Origin of the sequence: Flavobacterium esculini (genome assembly GCF_048284325.1) — a bacterium.
Taxonomy (GTDB): domain Bacteria; phylum Bacteroidota; class Bacteroidia; order Flavobacteriales; family Flavobacteriaceae; genus Flavobacterium.
In genome coordinates, this window is the sequence record NZ_JBLVPI010000008.1 from 83,707 (window position 1) to 100,318 (window position 16,612).

15 protein-coding genes and 1 pseudogene are annotated in these 16,612 nt (G+C 35.2%); 4 read left to right on the forward strand and 12 right to left on the reverse strand.

The window, feature by feature from the left end; translation table 11 throughout:
- Positions 1–3: 3 nt before the first annotated feature.
- The 4 genes from ACNQGG_RS08890 (at position 4) to ACNQGG_RS08905 (ending at position 4,395) form a co-directional block, all read left to right on the forward strand.
- Positions 4–1,947: a RagB/SusD family nutrient uptake outer membrane protein gene (locus ACNQGG_RS08890; protein ID WP_417963138.1), complete on the forward strand. Its 1,944-nt coding sequence runs from the start codon at positions 4–6 to the stop codon at positions 1,945–1,947.
- Between the two features lie 1,021 nt (positions 1,948–2,968).
- Positions 2,969–3,724: a hypothetical protein gene (locus ACNQGG_RS08895; RefSeq protein ID WP_417963140.1), complete on the forward strand. Its 756-nt coding sequence runs from the start codon at positions 2,969–2,971 to the stop codon at positions 3,722–3,724.
- 1 nt (position 3,725) lies between these two features.
- The gene (locus ACNQGG_RS08900; protein ID WP_417963142.1) at positions 3,726–4,163 is read left to right on the forward strand and encodes a DUF5675 family protein; all 438 of its coding nucleotides are present in this window, start codon (positions 3,726–3,728) and stop codon (positions 4,161–4,163) included.
- Positions 4,164–4,170: 7 nt separating this feature from the next.
- Positions 4,171–4,395, forward strand: coding sequence for a hypothetical protein (locus ACNQGG_RS08905; protein WP_417963144.1), 225 nt, complete (start codon positions 4,171–4,173; stop codon positions 4,393–4,395).
- A gap of 236 nt (positions 4,396–4,631) precedes the next feature.
- Here the strand turns inward: ACNQGG_RS08905 and ACNQGG_RS08910 are convergent, their stop codons facing one another.
- The 12 genes and pseudogenes from ACNQGG_RS08910 to ACNQGG_RS08965 form a co-directional block, all read right to left on the reverse strand.
- Complete coding sequence (locus ACNQGG_RS08910) at positions 4,632–4,826, reverse strand: GDCCVxC domain-containing (seleno)protein (RefSeq protein WP_417963277.1); 195 nt, start codon at positions 4,824–4,826, stop codon at positions 4,632–4,634.
- Between the two features lie 75 nt (positions 4,827–4,901).
- Positions 4,902–5,246: pseudogene (locus ACNQGG_RS08915) on the reverse strand (MerC domain-containing protein); the annotation flags it as partial.
- Positions 5,247–5,333: 87 nt separating this feature from the next.
- Positions 5,334–5,714 carry an ArsR/SmtB family transcription factor gene (locus tag ACNQGG_RS08920; RefSeq protein WP_417963278.1) on the reverse strand — a complete coding sequence of 127 codons (381 nt, stop codon included), beginning with the start codon at positions 5,712–5,714 and terminating at the stop codon, positions 5,334–5,336.
- A gap of 194 nt (positions 5,715–5,908) precedes the next feature.
- Positions 5,909–6,088: a hypothetical protein gene (locus tag ACNQGG_RS08925; RefSeq protein ID WP_417963145.1), complete on the reverse strand. Its 180-nt coding sequence runs from the start codon at positions 6,086–6,088 to the stop codon at positions 5,909–5,911.
- 25 nt (positions 6,089–6,113) lie between these two features.
- Positions 6,114–6,536 carry a DUF6943 family protein gene (locus tag ACNQGG_RS08930; protein ID WP_417963147.1) on the reverse strand — a complete coding sequence of 141 codons (423 nt, stop codon included), beginning with the start codon at positions 6,534–6,536 and terminating at the stop codon, positions 6,114–6,116.
- A gap of 881 nt (positions 6,537–7,417) precedes the next feature.
- Positions 7,418–7,891, reverse strand: a complete 474-nt coding sequence (locus ACNQGG_RS08935) for a hypothetical protein (protein WP_416858091.1) — start codon at positions 7,889–7,891, stop codon at positions 7,418–7,420.
- A 21-nt stretch (positions 7,892–7,912) separates the two neighbouring features.
- Complete coding sequence (locus ACNQGG_RS08940; RefSeq protein ID WP_416858092.1) at positions 7,913–9,391, reverse strand: Fic family protein; 1,479 nt, start codon at positions 9,389–9,391, stop codon at positions 7,913–7,915.
- A gap of 277 nt (positions 9,392–9,668) precedes the next feature.
- Complete coding sequence (locus ACNQGG_RS08945) at positions 9,669–10,883, reverse strand: efflux RND transporter periplasmic adaptor subunit (protein ID WP_417963150.1); 1,215 nt, start codon at positions 10,881–10,883, stop codon at positions 9,669–9,671.
- Between the two features lie 2 nt (positions 10,884–10,885).
- The gene (locus ACNQGG_RS08950) at positions 10,886–12,133 is read right to left on the reverse strand and encodes a heavy metal-binding domain-containing protein (protein WP_417963152.1); all 1,248 of its coding nucleotides are present in this window, start codon (positions 12,131–12,133) and stop codon (positions 10,886–10,888) included.
- Between the two features lie 2 nt (positions 12,134–12,135).
- Positions 12,136–13,392 (reverse strand): TolC family protein, encoded by a 1,257-nt coding sequence (locus ACNQGG_RS08955; RefSeq protein ID WP_417963154.1) that lies wholly within the window; start codon positions 13,390–13,392, stop codon positions 12,136–12,138.
- The gene (locus ACNQGG_RS08960; RefSeq protein ID WP_417963156.1) at positions 13,379–15,316 is read right to left on the reverse strand and encodes an efflux RND transporter permease subunit; all 1,938 of its coding nucleotides are present in this window, start codon (positions 15,314–15,316) and stop codon (positions 13,379–13,381) included. The genes ACNQGG_RS08955 and ACNQGG_RS08960 overlap by 14 nt, the downstream gene beginning before the upstream one ends.
- Complete coding sequence (locus ACNQGG_RS08965; protein WP_417963158.1) at positions 15,313–16,608, reverse strand: efflux RND transporter permease subunit; 1,296 nt, start codon at positions 16,606–16,608, stop codon at positions 15,313–15,315. The genes ACNQGG_RS08960 and ACNQGG_RS08965 overlap by 4 nt, the downstream gene beginning before the upstream one ends.
- Between the last annotated feature and the right edge of the window lie 4 nt (positions 16,609–16,612).

A 16,612-nucleotide genomic window follows, 5' to 3' on the forward strand; every position in this document is an offset into this window, starting at 1 on the left:
ATTATGAAAAATTATAAAGCACTATACATTAACTTAATGCTAGTAGCTACATTGGGTCTTAGTACCTCCTGTAACCAAGATTTCCTGGACGAAGAATTAACTACTGCATATAGTAAAGAACATTACAAAACTGAAGAAGGAATTCAAGCTTTGTCTGTTGGAACTTATTACCAAATTTTTGCCTTAGACATGAATCGAGAGGTTCCTCTTACAGCAAATCAATCAGGTACAGATGAATTTCACATTGGTGGGGATCCTTCAAATAACTTATGGAATTCATATGCTGCTGGATTTGGATCATTTGTAACCGTATCTAATGCTAATACTGTTGCTGCTAACACGAATTGGGACAATTTATATATTGGTATTGGTAATGCGAATCAATTAATTGAATCAGCTACAGCAATTGTTTCCACTAACGATGCAATCAAAAAAATAGCATTAGGGGAAGGGTACTTCATGAGAGCTTATAACTATTTGAAATTGGAAAAACAGTATGGAGGTGTACCACTAAAACTAGATGTTAGCAACTCGGTAGAATTAGAATTCACCAGAGCGACTCCTCAAGAAGTATTGACACAAGTTATAGCTGATTTTACTCAGGCCTATAACTTATTAAGCAATACTGGTGGGCCAAATAAAATTACTAAAGATGCTGCTGCCCATTATTTAGCAAAAACCTATTTAACCCGTGCCAGCGAAATTAATGACACCTGGAACTCAGCTACAAAAACTGCTGATTTACAACAAGTGGTAAGCTTGTCTAACGAAGTGATTGCAAACCATCCATTAGCACCAAACTATGTTAATTTATGGGACTTTAAAGCTGCAAATGGCGCTAATGAAAAGCTACCCGAATTAATTCTATCGGCTGACTTTAACTCCAATCAGTTAACTACTGGAGGTAATCAACAACACCTATACTTTATTTCTACTTATGATCAATTACCTCAAATGATACGTAATACAGCAGGAGGAAGACCATTTAGCCGTTTGGCACCAACTTATTTTACTTATGATGTATTTGATAAAGTAAACGATTCCCGTTTTTGGAAAAGTTTTCAAACAAAAAGTATCGTCAATAATAAATCAGGAACTTATTATGTTAATGGTGATTTAGGTATCATGTACATTATGAATAGTCCTACAGACACTCGATTTGCTAAAACTAGAAATAATGGTACTATAATCTATTCAAAAACTGGAAAAACAATTCCAAGTGTATTTGTAGCCTATGCAGCAGACAATTTTGGATTAATGGCTGATGTAAGATTTCCATCATTAAGTAAGCACATGGATGGCTCAAGAATTGATTTTAATAGTATCAAAGGAAGTCGTGATATTGTATTAGCCCGATCTGCTGAAACTTATTTAATGGCTGCTGAAGCAAAAGTGCGTTTGGCAAAAGCAGGATCTGGTTCTTTTGCAGATGCTTTATCCTATATCAATATTGTACGTAACCGTTCAGCGTATAAATCAGGAGAAGATCGTGCTGCTTATACCGATGGTTCAGCCGCTTGGTCAGTAGCTGTTCAAGGAGGAAGAGCCAGTTCATTTATGACTGAAAACTCGTATTATGAATCGAACAACATTTCTGTTACGACTGCATCAACAGATTTAACCATTTCCAGTATTAGTGCCTTGCCTGCAGCGGATCAGGCTGTAATTACAAAACTAGGGTACTCTAGCGATTACGACCGTATGCTTTGCTTGATATTAAATGAGCGTACTAGAGAGCTTTGCGGAGAGTTTCACCGTTGGGAAGACTTAAGTAGAACTAAAACTTTGGTAGCCAGAGCGAAGGCTTATAATATTGAAGCAGCTCCAAATGTTCAAGATTTTCATACCCTTCGTCCTATTCCACAAACTTTCCTAGATGCAATATATGCAAGTGGAAAACCATTGTCGGCTACTGAAAAACAAGCAATGCAAAATCCTGGGTATTAATTTAAAGGATCTATTGTTAAATATTTTTTTAAGCGCTATAGTTTTTACTATAGCGCTTTTTTTATATGCTTCTTCTTGAATTAGTGCAAGTCTTTTCGATAAATTCGGTGTCTGTAAAATGACAATTTTTAGAGACACCGATAAAGACACTTTAGTTATGCGATTATTTGAATAATCTGGAATGAGATAAAAGCGAAAAACCCACTAAATCGTACGATTTAGTGGGTATTTATAAAGATTGTTTAACAATCCGCGGAGAAAGAGGGATTTGTATCACTCTACTTATGTCAGTGTTTACGGTGTTTCGCAAACTATTTTAAAACAAGGGTCTCGATTTTACTCCTACAATTTATAGGTAAAAAATCATGTAATCTTATCGCTGTAAATATAGTGATAATTAAAGGTTTATCAAAGTAAAAAAAGGTCTTTCATTGTTTAAAATTTGAACTGGTCGAGTAATATTATTGAACTGGAATCGGTTCAAAATTTAGTTGCCTAAAACATAAATTCTATCCAATTATCAAAGGTTCAACTTGTTCAATTTTTAGGCTAGTATATTGGCAAAATTCCTCAATAGATACAAACTCATTTTGGAGCTTATTGAGCTCCTTTCTTATTTTTTGTAGTAGTCTAATGCTTTGACGATAACTCTTTCCAGTTATGCGTTGTATATCTTTTGGGTAGATACATAATCTCTTGTTTTCGGTTCTCATACTCTATATATAGCTTTGATTGGGCTTTGCCTTACTTGAAACCCTTATGATCCAAGTTCTTGCACTCAATAAAAATAGTAAATAATTCCTTTCGTTCAGAAGCGACGATTTGTTTCCATTTATGATGGGTGTAAATGGGTATTTATGTCGATTTCTGCCATTTGTGTCACAAAGTGACATATTGAATAGGGGAGTCTTTTTTATGTGGTTTAATTGGCTAAAATTTGCTTCATAATCAATCGAAAGGTGTTGCAACAGATGATGATTGAAAGAGTTTTAAGTAATAATTTAATCTAAATTTAGTAATTATGGCAAGACAGAAGGGCATAATTAAATTGAAAGGTACTATCGGGGATATTACTTTTTACAAAACCAAAGATGGTCATTTAGCACGTGAAAAAGGAGGAATCGATGCCAGCAGAATTGCAAACGATCCAGCGTTCCAGAGAACACGCGAAAATGGTTCTGAATTTGGTAGAGCAGGGAAGGCAGGTAAAACTTTGCGAACTGCATTGCGAACTTTGCTCTTGAATTCTGCTGACAGTAGAATGGTGAGCCGACTTACTCAAACTATGGTTAAGGTAATTCAAGCGGATTTAACCAACGAACGTGGTTTACGTAATGTAATTGATGGTGAAGCAGAATTACTTGTAGGATTTGAGTTCAATATCGGTGGAAAATTAGGAACTACTTTATTTGGACCGTTTGTGGGAGCAATTGATCGTGTTACAGGTGAAATCACTGTTGATTTGGCATCATTTATTCCTGCGAATATGATTGCAGCTCCAAGTGGAACTACCCATTTCAAAATTATATCAGCAGGGGCTGAAATTGATTTTGAAGCGGAAGTTTTCGTTACTACAAATTCAGAAACGGCAATTCTTCCCTGGGATATGACTCCAACTGTAGCTATCAATCATTTGAATGCGGTAACTCCCAATAGTACAAAACCTTTGTTTTTAGCTCTTGGAGTTGAGTTTTATCAAGAGGTAAATGGTAGAATGTATCCTTTGAAAAATGGTTCTTATAACCCATTAGCATTGGTACAAGTTAGTGGATTGTAAGATGGTTTTAATACTATCCAGAACTTATTTCCCTGATGGAACTAACGGAAAACTCGAATATGAGGGCAAATTCATCTGTTGTACAATTGAATTACCCTGGATAAATAATGAGAAAAGGGTTTCCTGCATTCCGGAAGGGAAATATTTATTAAAAAAGCGTTACAATCGGAAATTTCAATGGCACATTGAGGTGGTTGATGTAAAAAACAGAAGTTTTATCCTGTTGCATCCTGCCAATAATGCTCAAAGAGAATTAAATGGTTGTATTGCTCCGGTAACGAAATTTTCCGGACCTGGTTTAGGTCTTCAATCCAAACAAGCTTTTGTTAAGTTAAAAAATTTAGTTTACAAAACTTTGGAGCGAGAGGAAAAGGTTCTATTAATTGTTCAATTTAATCCTTCGACTCCGCTCAGGACGACAAGGCTAAAAAACAAGTAAATAAATTATGAATATAGTAAAAAGAGCAAAAGCTCCAACTCCTAAATTTTTTAAAGTGCTTCGAAATATAGGATTGGCATTGGCTGCTGTTGGCGGAACTATTCTAGCAGCACCAGTTGCTTTACCTATTGTTATTAGTTCAATTGGAGGTTATTTGGCTGTTGCTGGTGGTATACTATCGGCTGTAAGCCAGATTACCACCATTAGCGAAGATGCTAATACAATCCAGTAATCCAGCATTAATTGGTACTGCTGGCGGCACATTTTTGAGTGTACTACCGAACTTACATTCGGAAGATATTTTGAAAACTGTTTTATTAGCTGCGATTGGTGCAATAGTCAGTTTTGTAATATCAATGACACTCAAATTTTTCATCAAGAAGCACAAAAAATAGTTTAATTCAAGTTGTGGTGACCTTTGAGTTAAACAAAATGAAAGCCTAGTCCGTAAGACCAGGCTTTTTTTATTTAGCAACAATTTTCTCCTGCTTGAATTGGTGGGCATTTAATTGTCCCGTAACTACAATAAACACAACAGTCACCTTTTAATGGTTTCAGTCTTGTTTTACATTTTTCACATTCGTAAAAATATTCGCAAGCATCAGTTGGCATCATTTCTGTTTTTCTGTGTCCGCAGTTTGGGCAAGTTATTGTTGATTGCAATTCTACTGTTTTTCCGTTATAAGTTGTGCAAGTATTGCAAGTTCCGTTGAGTTTATTGCGCTGGTAATTCCAAATTGTCGCGATTAAGAGCCCAAACATCCCTGCGTAAAGAAAATATGTCCAATTGTTGCTATCATTAAAGTGGTAAGCATAAAAAATCAGAAGCCCACTTGGGATAGCAACCATTAATGGATACATACAACGGTGTCTGCGATATGAGATGTAAAGCCCCCCAACTGAAAATAGGACCATAGTTTGAAAAATCCACATTGACCACCCGCCGAAAAGTTCAAAACTTCCAAGTCCAAGTGCTGAAGCGCCAAAGGCAAAAAGCGGAAAGCAACAAGGCGATAAAATTGCCGTAAGAAAAAGTCCACCCGTTCCTAATTTGTCAATATTCGAAGTTAATTTATTTATCATTTTATTTTACTGTCAGTCTTTTAAGGTTATGTATTACTTTCTTATATCCCCAATTTGGATTTGTAATGGTTGATTTTGTATACATTTTTATACAAGTTCTTTTTTTGAGTGATTATCGGTTATGAGTTTAAAAAATGGTCGAAGTAATTGTAATTGTTCCGATTTAAGAGAATAAAAAATAGTCTGGCCAGCACGTCTTGCCTCAATAATATTTCCATCTTTCATTTTACGAAGATGTTGTGAGATAGCCGGAATGCTCATTTCTAAAATATCGGCTAGATCGCAAGGACAGAGTTCACTTTCTTCTTCTAAAAGAAACATGATTTTTAGACGAACTTCGTTTCCTGCCAGTGCTAATAAACTACTTAATTGTCCAAAAGCATTACTATTAGTGCTCAGTTTGTTCTTGCACTCATTGATTTGAATTTTATCTGCTAATGCCCTAAAACAAGATTGATTATTGTCCATATTTTGCATGCTATTGATTATTATGTTACAAACATAATTAATCATTTTGTTATTTAAGCAAATTCTTAAATATTTTAAAAAAGTTTAATACTTATTAATCTAGGGATTTTGGAAAAGTGCAAGTTGTGGTGATCTTTGGGTTAAACTGTAAAACACCTCTTCTGACTGGATTTGGCATTTTTTATTTCAAAAAATTAATTTTCCTCAAATTGGTTTAGCATTACTTCTTCGATTACTACTCCTGCACAAGAACAATATAGACCATTGTATTTTGCACTGTCAATTGCCTTATTTCTGCTGTCGAATACTCCAAAGCAAACTCTTGATGCTTTGCTTTTCCAAATATCAGTTTGGTATAAAATAAATAGCTTCATAAATATTAGTTTTAAGTTTTTAAAATTATTTCTTGCAGTAACGATGTAAAATAACCCTTCTCATATCATTTATAAGTGCTATGTTTTGATGAAATTGTTCCTCTTTGAGTTCCAATAATCGCAACGCTTTGACTTCCTTTTGATGCTGCTCAAATTCTAAGAGCATTTCATCTATTTTACGAGAAAAATCTTTTTTGAAATCATGGATACGTAAAAAGGGAATTACGGAACCGCAAAGGGATTGATGCCAGAATTTTGCTTTCCAAAGGCTATAAGCCAACCAATACACTGTTTCTGTATCTTCTGGATTTGAAAATTGGATTACAAAGCTATTCGTAAATGGCTCTTTTTGAGGTTTCCCACTATTCATCCCTTTATTGAGAATAAAGATGTGGTTTCCTCTGTAAACAGTGTCTTTTTGATGGGTTTTGATAATGAAACTTAGCATGGCTTCGGAATTTAAAAGTTAATTTTCCTTCTGTTTTTCCGTTTTTAGAAGTACTGAATCTGTCGAGACTGCCTTTCCTAAAATTTTTCAAAAAAGAAAAAAGAAAAAAAGAAAGTCGTCTCTAAAGTGGAGGTTTCAAAAAGTCACGTTTTTTTAATAAAATACTACCCGACTTATAATCGATAACGTGTTAAGAATCGGAGATTGGTTTATAAAAAAGAACCTGAAATGAATTCAGGTTGAAGGGTGGAGATTTTAATAAAAACCCGGAGGGCTTGAACTTTACTTTTTAAGAAACCGGAACTTACCTTTACTTTCTTTTTTATTTATTTTTTTCGAAGACAGATGTTCTTGTTTAGTTTTTTCTGGGGAGTTCTTATGGAAACGGCAATTAAACACCCCCAAGCACCGCAGAAAATGATAATTGTAGCGATAGCGGAAATTATTGTTTTTCGAGGAGCGCAGTGGCGGGGTTGCGGCAATCGAACAGCCACCCTAGACCGGGAACGAAGCGTAGCCCCGCCTTTTCCGCGGGACGAAGTGGAGAGAAGGGATAGGAGCGTGAAACGGCGGGAAAAAAATATAAGACAGCCTTTGGCGTTCCTTGATTTAGGGCAAAGTGCTAACGGAGCCAACCCCGATGGCTGTGCGAAGGAGCAACCGCTGAAAAAATAAAGGGCGACAGACGTAATACTGCTGGAATGCAGTGGAACGTAGCTTGCGGAGCGAAACGGAATGAAGCGGTATTGTGGATGTAGTAGCCCTGCCGAACGCAGGAAGTGAACGTGTGAAGATGAGGAACGAAACAAAGAGAACGACCGAAGAGAGACCGCTTGATTGCCCGTGATTTTAAATAGATATATTGTTTAATTAGAATAGCTTTATTTTTTCGCTATTTGCCAAATTAATAAACCAATATTTATTACCCCAAGCGCGATGTTAATCCAAGTTGTAATTTTATTACTTCTCTCGTTTTTGAGGTTTTGTTTTGCGGCCTTTTTGTTTAATTTATTGGCTTCTAAATTTGATTCTGCTAATGCAAATTCAAACTTTTCTTTTTTGATTTTCTTCGCCTCGTTCTTGATTTCAATATCCTCTATTTTAGAAAAACCTCCATTTTCAATAAACTTTTTGGTTGCAATATCAACTTGTATTACATACGTTTCATTGTGATCAAAATAGTCAATTTTAATCTCAGGATGCTTTCCTATTTCTGAAATATAGTATAGCATTTCTTGATTAGTCATTTCAGGAAATACATCTTTGATAACTTCGGTAGCTATGGTAAAATTATCATGAATACCCTCTATTAAGCAGTATTTAAGGATTTCATCTTTTATTTTACTTTCGCTCATACTAAAATAGCGGTAAATTATTTATTGAATTATTTTTAATTTGGCTTCGTCGTGTTCTTTGAAAGCATTGCTCAATTCTAAATGTTTTTCAATAGTTTCCATATTGTCTCCTAAAATTGTTGCACTAAAATCTTGTGCTCTTTGTAACATTCTTATATAAACTGTTGGATCCTGATTGCGAGTTAAACGTCTTAATGCACCTAAATAATCATCTCGATACACAGTTGGGATAATTATTCTTGTTTGTTCTGCTTTGACTAATTCAGCATTCATCATTACTCTAGCAATTCTACCATTACCGTCTAAAAAAGGATGTATTTCGCTTATCATAAACATAATATAAGCTGCTTTTGAAAAGGGTTCTGAGAGTGCTTGGTAATAATCAAATCCTTTGATTATTGTTCCTCTAACTAAAGTATGGTCAACAAAATGCGTTTCACCAGCCCGGTTGTTTTTATCTTTAAATTCTCCAGGTTTTTTAGACGTTCGAGCACTTAGCAATACTTTATGCCTGTATTGCAAAATATGCAACAACTCATCATGGTTTGCGGGTGTAACACTCATTTCTCTTTTATTGCTTACTAATTTGTAAGTCCCTAAAATATCATGAGAATCTTCATCACGATTTGGAATTGGTGTTTCGGTTTGAATAATGCTTTTTGCTTCTTCTATTTCGAATATTGTACCTTCAATGTAATTGGAAAAATAGGCTTCGAAAAATGAGAAATTCCGGAATGCAGTTATCTCAAGATTTTTGTCCGAACAATTTTTAAATTCATTTTGTTTTAATTCTATGAATAGTTTTTCAAATAGTTCTACTCTAGATTTATCATACGGATTTCCTAATGCCCTAGCTACTGCAAGTGGTGATGTTAGTATTTTTGATGGTTGTGTTGTTAATAATGCACTAATTAATTTGTTTAATTTTTCAAACTCACTTTGCATTCCTGTTTTTTCAGCTATTATTCTGGCTTTATCTCTAAATTGATTTAAACCTTCTTCCCCTTTTGACTGAACAATCTGTTCTAATTTGTTTTCAATTTCGGGAAGCGTTATCGTTTTGGATGTAGGGCCAATTTGACGAGATGATTGCAAGTTTTCTAATAATGCTCTTTCCTGTTGTGATACAAACAATTCTCCTGAAAAGGGATTATCTCCCTCAATTGGAAACATACCTTCAAGAAAGCGTATAGTTATGCCCGGTAATTCTATTTTCTTAGTATAGGTATACGTTACAAAAATGTGTCCTTCCGAAGTGGGTTTAAATTCTAAAGCAGACCGATGACTCAATAGTGATCCCGGATATAATTTACCAAGAATAGTAAAGATATTTCGTTTGATGATAACCTCATCAGTATCCGTAAAATTTGATGTATAAATACGTGGGGCAATTTTTCTAATTTTTCCTGTTTTCTCCAGTTTAGAAATTTGTTTACTTATTGCTGTGTCACTTGAAGCAAAAACAACCTCTTGAAGTTGTATTGGTAAAATATTTTCCATTATAAATGCTTTATACATACAAAATTAGATTTAATTTTCCAGTATAATAGGCTTTTTGGAAAATATTTTCCAGTATAGATAGCCTATGAAATTTGAAGACCTCAACTTTTTTCCAGTAAAATGAATTTTAAGGGTATTAATTGCTGTTATTTTCCAGTAAAATATTATTTAAAGAAAATATTTTCCATTATAAAAGGAATTATTGAAAATTAAGTCTTAATCACATAATTTATACCCTTTCAGGTATAAACAACACCTTAGTTGTGGCATTTTTATTTTACATTTTCATTCCTTCCATGGGGTCACTTCCTTTACGGAATTTATATTCACTGTTTATGGCATAGGCTCCGGTTATCACTACTTTTTTTGTTGGATCCATTTCGGATTTAATTTCAATCATTCCATTGGTTTCCGCTCCTGTTTCCACCATTAGACTTTCAAATACTCCTGATCTTTTTTCAGTCCAGATATAAGAAGCATTTTCTTCCCTGATGACAGCATCGGTAGGTATGAATACCCCTTTTATATTGGATTGTGTCAATTTTGCAATTGCCTGCATCCCCGGTTTTAAGAGTAGGTTTTGATTCGGGACTTCCATACGAATTAAAAGCAGTCTGGTATCCGGATTTATTTCCGGATTAATGAATGAAATTCTTGCGTTTACAGTTTTTTCTGGAAAATCTATAAATGAAACTTTGGCGTTTTGCCCTAGGTGCATGCTTTTCGAATAGTTTACATTTACTTGTGTTTCAAGCCAAAGACTATTCAAATCAGCCAGTTTAATTATACCGGAACCTTCCATGATGTAACTGCCTTCGGTGGCTATTAATTCCGAAATAGTTCCACTGTAGGTACTGTAGAAAGTAGTATAAGGAGAAACTTCATTGCTCGTTTTTATACTTTCAATTTGGGTGTTGGACAAACCAAAGAACAATAGTTTCTGTTTGGTTACATTTAGCATGGTTTTAGCATTTTTTCCAAAATCACCGGGCATGGAAAGCTGTTTATAGGCTGTAAAATAATCTTGTTTGGCTATTGCAATATCTTCGCTATATAATAGATATACGGGTTCATTTTTCTTAATGTAATCCCCTATGCTTTTAAAATATAATTTTTCAATTCGTCCCATCGCTCTTGCTGAAATAGTTTTTATTTTTTCTTGATTAATCGTTAAAACTCCCGTATAAGCTTGTTCTAAACTACTTTGCGTTGTTGCAATAGTTTGTGTAGTGATGTTACCAAGCTTAATTTGTTGGGCGCTCAAAGCTATTTCGTTAACCGCCGACTCATCATTTTTCATTGGAGTCAATTCCATGTGGCAAATAGGACATTTCCCTGGCTTGTCTTCCTTCACTTGTGGGTCCATTGAGCAAGTATAGAAAAGACTTTCCTTTGTTTGATGGGTACTATGGTCTTCCTTGTTTTTAGTATTACAAGCTATAAACGCGGTAAGTATTAAAAATAGAATGCTGATTTTTTTTAATGCTTTCATGGCTATTCTGTTTTTATAAAGCTTTCGCTATCAATTAAATATTGTGCATTTTTAGCAATGGTATCGTCAACGGAAATACCGTCTATAATTTGAATGAAATCATTCACTTCAATTCCCGTTTTTATTTCTCTTACTTTAAAACCATTGCCCAGTTTCATGAAAACTATTTTTTTGTTTCCAATACTTACCAATGCTTGTTTTTGTATCCAAGTCCCTTCCGTCGGATTTGTTTTTACAATGCCTTGTAATCGTAAACCGATGGGTAATTTCAACGTATTGTTATTCAAATAAACCCTAATTCTATTGGATTTGTCCGTCGCGCTGAATTGTGTTTCGATAAAGTTCACTTTGGCCGAAATAGATTCGTTTTCATTCAACTCCGAGAAAATGTTGATCGATTGATTGATTTTAATCAGGCTATTATATCCTTGTAAAATATTAAAAACGCCCCATACTTTATCGGTATTCACTAATTTGAAAACGATTTCACTTTTCTTTATGTAATCACCTTCTTTAATGGTTAAAGCTTCCGTAGTTGCACCTGAATTTTGCATGGTCGCATTAGTGCTTTTGGTCATGCTTTCGGTTCCCTGAATGATTCCGGATGCTGGACTGTATATTGAAATTACGGGATTTACTCTTTTGGCGGAAGCCAGTGCATTTATTTGATTATTTGTCATTCCGTAAAGCAATAATTTTTGCTTTGCCGCTTTAATAATTGATGCATTATCGGAATCATTGGAAACTAAATAAATAAAATTTTGCTGTTCTGTCAGTAATTCCGGACTATACAAATCAAATAGTTTTTGTCCTTTACTGACTTTTTTGTATTTATAATTCACGTATATTCGTTCTATCCTGCCACTTATTCTTGCCGCAATATTTACGGAAGAATTTGGGTCGTAAGCAACCAGACCGGGTAAATTAATTTCACTGCTAATGGTGGTATCTTTTGCGGTTGTGGTTTGATAATTACCCACTATAAAATTATCGGTAGGTCTCAAAAGTTCATCAATTGAATTACTGTCAATAACCTGATTTTGAATTGTTTTTTTTACCAAAGCCATTCCGCAAATAGGGCAATTTCCGGGTTTATCCCGAATAATTTGAGGGTGCATAGAACAGGTGTACACTTCGTTTTGAGCTATACTTTCGGAATGATTGTCTGACTTTGTCGCAAAATAATAGATTGCAAATCCAATAATCAAAATTACCAGAACTACTAAACTATATTTTAAATATCTGTTCATAATTATTTTGTTTCCAGCTGTTTTTCAATTTCCACTTGTGTCGTCAAAATAGTTTGTAATTTATCTAAGGCATCTATTTGAGCCATATTTAATGCTTCCCAGGCATTCAGAACAATAAACAAATCGCCGGTATTATTTTGCCAGGCTATTATTGCGGTATCATAATTTCTTCGTAAGGCTGGAATGATATTTTTTTCAACGATATCATATTGTTTTTTTAAGTTTTCGAGTTCGGTATTCATCCCTGAAATCATCCCGGTAGCTTCGTTCAAAATCATCTGTTTTTGCCAGTTCAGGCTTTCGTTTTTTAGCTGAAAACTATCGATGTTGGCTTTATTCATTTTGGATGACCAAGGTGCTAAAGGAATATTAACCATGAGCATTAAAGAGAATTGGTTTGGATCTTCTCCAAATGCAAACATGTGCTCATATTTAACACCAAATTCTGGTAATAATTTTGTCTTTTCGGCTTTTATTTTCAATTGATTTAATGCCATTGTTTTTTCAATAGCCTTCACATCGCTTCGGTTTTGGGAAAGTGAAGTGGTATCCGATTTCATCACATCAAAATCTTTTAATTTATAGGTTGAATCTATCTCAAAAGAGGTGTTTTTATCTCTTGCCATCAATGTATTAAGCATAATTCGTTTTTGAGAGATGTCATTTTGTAGCATTACTATCATATTCTGTAATATGCTGTATTGCGATTTTGCTTTATAATAGGTTGGCAATTTATCCATATTATACTGGTATCGAATTTCCATGCTTTTAATCATATATTCTAAAAGCAATAAATTATCATTGGCAATTTTTACTTTTTTGGTGAGTACCAGCCATTGGTAATAATTCGTTTTCGCTAAAGCATTTAACTGATTGATGGTGTAATTTTTGTTTTCGGCTTCGACAGAAGACATCGTACTCATATAGTTGTAATCCGCTTTTAGTTTTGAAGCATTAGGGATCATTTGTGTAACGCCTAACATATAATTGCCCATTCCTGGGTTCATTTCGTCGGCTTTCCACATTTTGGGATTGTAAGCGGTCATAAAAAAACCGGTACTCACTTGTGGCGGCATCCAACTTTTGGCACCTTTTGCCGCTGCATCCATGCTTTGAATATCGGCATCATACATTTTTAATTGTGGATTGTTTATTTTAATATTCGTCAAAACATTATCCAACGAAAGTGTTTGCGCCACTAAATTAGCGGTACTTAAAAGCAAACAGCTTATAACGATAAAATAGTTATTCTTTAACATCTATAAGTTCTATTTTACCTTTTGTTTTTAATTCACGGAGTTTTACCATTTCAAAAACAACAGGTGTTACCAATAATACATAAATAGTTGAGGTGATTGTACCACCAATAAGTGGAACAGTAATAGGGAGCATCACATCTGCACCCGTTCCTGTTGCCCAAAGAATGGGGATTAATCCAAATAGTGAAACGGAAACCGTCATCAGTTTTGGTCGAAGCCTTTTGGCCGAACCGTCAATAATATACTGTCTTAAAATCGCTTCAGTAATGGTTGCTGCACTGTTGCCATATTTTGCCACCATTTTATTCATGGATTCATTCAAATAAATGGTCATTAGCATCGCTGTTTCTATGGCCATTCCGAATAACGCAATAAAACCAACAGCCACTGCCACCGATAAATTAATGCCATAAAAATAGACCATAAAAATCCCTCCAATTAAAGCAAATGGCACTGTTATCATGGTGATTAAAGCTTCTTTCATCGAATGATACGTAAAGTATAAAATCAGGAAAATGATAATAACAACGATGGGCAATATCATACTTAATGTTTTGTTGGCTCTGATTTGGTTTTCCCATTGTCCGCTCCATTCCACATAATACCCTTTGGGCATTTTTGTTATCATTGCGTTCAGTTTTTTCTGCGCTTCTTTTACGGTGCTTCCCAAATCACGTTCCCGAACATTAAATAATACGCTTCCACGAAGCATCGCATTTTCGCTGTTTATCATGGGTGGTCCATCGCTTATTTTTACGTCAGCAACGGCTTCCAAAGGAATTGGTCCGTATTGCATGGTTTGCACTTGCAGTTTTTTCAGAGCTTCAATGCTGTTTCGGTATTCCTGAGCATATCTCGCATTTACCGAAAAACGTTGCCTTCCTTCGATAGTTGTAGTCAGTTTCATCCCGCCAATAGCGGCTTCGACTACATTATTTACATCGTCAATAGTAAGTCCGTATCGACCTATTGCCTCCCGCTTTGCTTCAATATCAATATACTTTCCGCCTGTTATAGGTTCGGAATACAAATCTTTTACTCCAGCCGTTCCTTCGAGTGCTTTTTTTATTTTTTGGGATAAAGCATTTATGGTATCTAAATCGGCTCCGTAAACTTTTATGCCCACATCAGTTCGGATACCTGTAGAAAGCATATTGATCCGATTGATAATAGGCTGGGTAAAACCATTCGTTACACCGGGAATTTGCAGTTTATTGTTTATTTCGGTTACAATGTCATTCTTGTTTTTCCCCTCTCTCCATTCGTTTTGGGGTTTTAGCAAAACAATCGTTTCAATCATACTTATGGGACTATTGTCGGTCGCTGTATTCGCCCTTCCGGCTTTTCCTAAAACATGGGCGACTTCGGGTATCGATTTTATCAATTTATCCTGCACCTGCAAAATTCGTTTTACTTCGGAATTAGAAACATCGGGCAAGGTAACCGGCATAAACAGAATAGAACCTTCATCTAATGGAGGCATGAATTCTGAGCCCAGACGCGTAAACATCAATACGCCAATTAGTAAAGCAATAATATTTAAACCCAACACTGTTTTTCTCCATTTCAAAGAAAAAGTCAGAATAGGGGTGTAAATACTTTCCAGTTTTTTGTTAATTGGGTTTTTTGCCTCTGGGCGAAGTTTGCCTTTGAGTAAAAAACTGATCAAAACAGGCGTAAGTGAAATGGCCAAAAAAGCATCTACAATAAGGATAAACGATTTTGTCCAAGCCAGTGGACTAAACAGTTTACCTTCCATTCCCGTAAGAAGAAATACCGGCAAAAACGAAGTAATTACAATTATGGTTGAATAAAAAACACCTGGTCCAACCAATTTGGAGGAAGCCTCAATGATCTTCAGTTTTTCTTCGGAAGATAATGGGTCATGTTCTTTTTTAAATATTTTTTTTATGAAATTTTTCATTTTTCAATCGATTGTTGATTACTATCCATTTCTTCCTGTTTCTCCGAAATTGTCCGATAAGCATTTTCAACCATCACAATCCCATCATCAACCACTACACCTATTGCAAGAGCGATACCGGTTAACGACATAATATTGGATGAAATCCCGAAAGTCTGGAGCAAAATAAAACCAACAGCAACAGATATTGGAAGCTGAATAAGGATGATTAAAGCACTTCGCCAATGAAAAAGAAACAGAAGGATAACTATAGAAACAACAATCATTTCTTCGATTAAAGTTCCTTTGACAGATTCGATAGCTTGTTCTATGAGTTCGCTTCTATCATAGGAAGTTTTAAAAGAAACGCCTTCTGGGAGTCCTTTTTCGACTTCTTTCATTTTTAATTTAACCGCTTTTATAACTTTATCGGCATTTTCGCCATAGCGCATCACTATAATTCCGCCTACTACTTCGCCTGTACCATTCTCATCAAAAATTCCCAAACGCAAATCACCTCCCATTTGTATGGAACCCAGATCTTTTACTCTTACAGGAACCGCATTATAATTTTTAACCGTGATATCTTCGACATCTTTTATGTTCTTTATGTAGCCCAATCCTCTTACAATGTAGGCCATATTGCTCATTTCAAATTTTCGCCCGCCGACATCGTTGTTGTTTGCCTTGACAGCATTCATCACCTCCATCATGCTTACATTATAGTACTGCATTTTTAAAGGATCTAACACCAATTGATATTGTTTTTCAAAACCTCCAAAAGAAGCCACTTCGGCCACGCCAGGAACAGTCTGCAATGCAAATTTCACATACCAATCCTGCAAAGCGCGTTGCTCTCCTAAGTCCATACCGTTGGTTTCTAAATGATACCAAAAAATATGTCCCACACCCGTGCCATCAGGGCCTAAGGTTGGGACAACATTTTGAGGCAATAATCGTTGGGCATAATTTAATCTTTCCAGTACGCGGGTTCTTGCCCAATAAACATCAACATCATCTTCAAAAATAATATAGACAAAGCTCATCCCAAACATCGAAGCTCCACGAATGTTTTTAATTTTTGGTATTCCTTGCAGGTTAGAAACCAAAGGATAGGTTACTTGTGCTTCTATAACCTGTGGACTTCTTCCCATCCATTCTGTAAAAACAATGACTTGATTTTCTGATAAATCAGGAATTGCATCTATAGGATTTTGTTGCACGCTATAAATACCCCAGCCAAATAAACAGGCCGAAACAAGCAAGACTACAAATCGATTTCGTAGTGAGAATGTTATTAATTTTTCTACCATTATT

What these genes read in the sequence shown, in the direction of transcription:
- ACNQGG_RS08940 (WP_416858092.1), bottom strand. Translation starts at nt 9,391, where the DNA reads ATGGAAAATATTTTACCAATACAACTTCAAGAGGTTGTTTTTGCTTCA.
- ACNQGG_RS08890 (WP_417963138.1), top strand. Translation starts at nt 4, where the DNA reads ATGAAAAATTATAAAGCACTATACATTAACTTAATGCTAGTAGCTACA.
- ACNQGG_RS08960 (WP_417963156.1), bottom strand. Translation starts at nt 15,316, where the DNA reads ATGAAAAATTTCATAAAAAAAATATTTAAAAAAGAACATGACCCATTA.
- ACNQGG_RS08950 (WP_417963152.1), bottom strand. Translation starts at nt 12,133, where the DNA reads ATGAACAGATATTTAAAATATAGTTTAGTAGTTCTGGTAATTTTGATT.
- ACNQGG_RS08925 (WP_417963145.1), bottom strand. Translation starts at nt 6,088, where the DNA reads ATGAAGCTATTTATTTTATACCAAACTGATATTTGGAAAAGCAAAGCA.
- ACNQGG_RS08895 (WP_417963140.1), top strand. Translation starts at nt 2,969, where the DNA reads ATGGCAAGACAGAAGGGCATAATTAAATTGAAAGGTACTATCGGGGAT.
- ACNQGG_RS08935 (WP_416858091.1), bottom strand. Translation starts at nt 7,891, where the DNA reads ATGAGCGAAAGTAAAATAAAAGATGAAATCCTTAAATACTGCTTAATA.
- ACNQGG_RS08930 (WP_417963147.1), bottom strand. Translation starts at nt 6,536, where the DNA reads ATGCTAAGTTTCATTATCAAAACCCATCAAAAAGACACTGTTTACAGA.
- ACNQGG_RS08955 (WP_417963154.1), bottom strand. Translation starts at nt 13,392, where the DNA reads ATGTTAAAGAATAACTATTTTATCGTTATAAGCTGTTTGCTTTTAAGT.
- ACNQGG_RS08965 (WP_417963158.1), bottom strand. Translation starts at nt 16,608, where the DNA reads ATGGTAGAAAAATTAATAACATTCTCACTACGAAATCGATTTGTAGTC.
- ACNQGG_RS08905 (WP_417963144.1), top strand. Translation starts at nt 4,171, where the DNA reads ATGAATATAGTAAAAAGAGCAAAAGCTCCAACTCCTAAATTTTTTAAA.
- ACNQGG_RS08900 (WP_417963142.1), top strand. Translation starts at nt 3,726, where the DNA reads ATGGTTTTAATACTATCCAGAACTTATTTCCCTGATGGAACTAACGGA.
- ACNQGG_RS08945 (WP_417963150.1), bottom strand. Translation starts at nt 10,883, where the DNA reads ATGAAAGCATTAAAAAAAATCAGCATTCTATTTTTAATACTTACCGCG.
- ACNQGG_RS08920 (WP_417963278.1), bottom strand. Translation starts at nt 5,714, where the DNA reads ATGGACAATAATCAATCTTGTTTTAGGGCATTAGCAGATAAAATTCAA.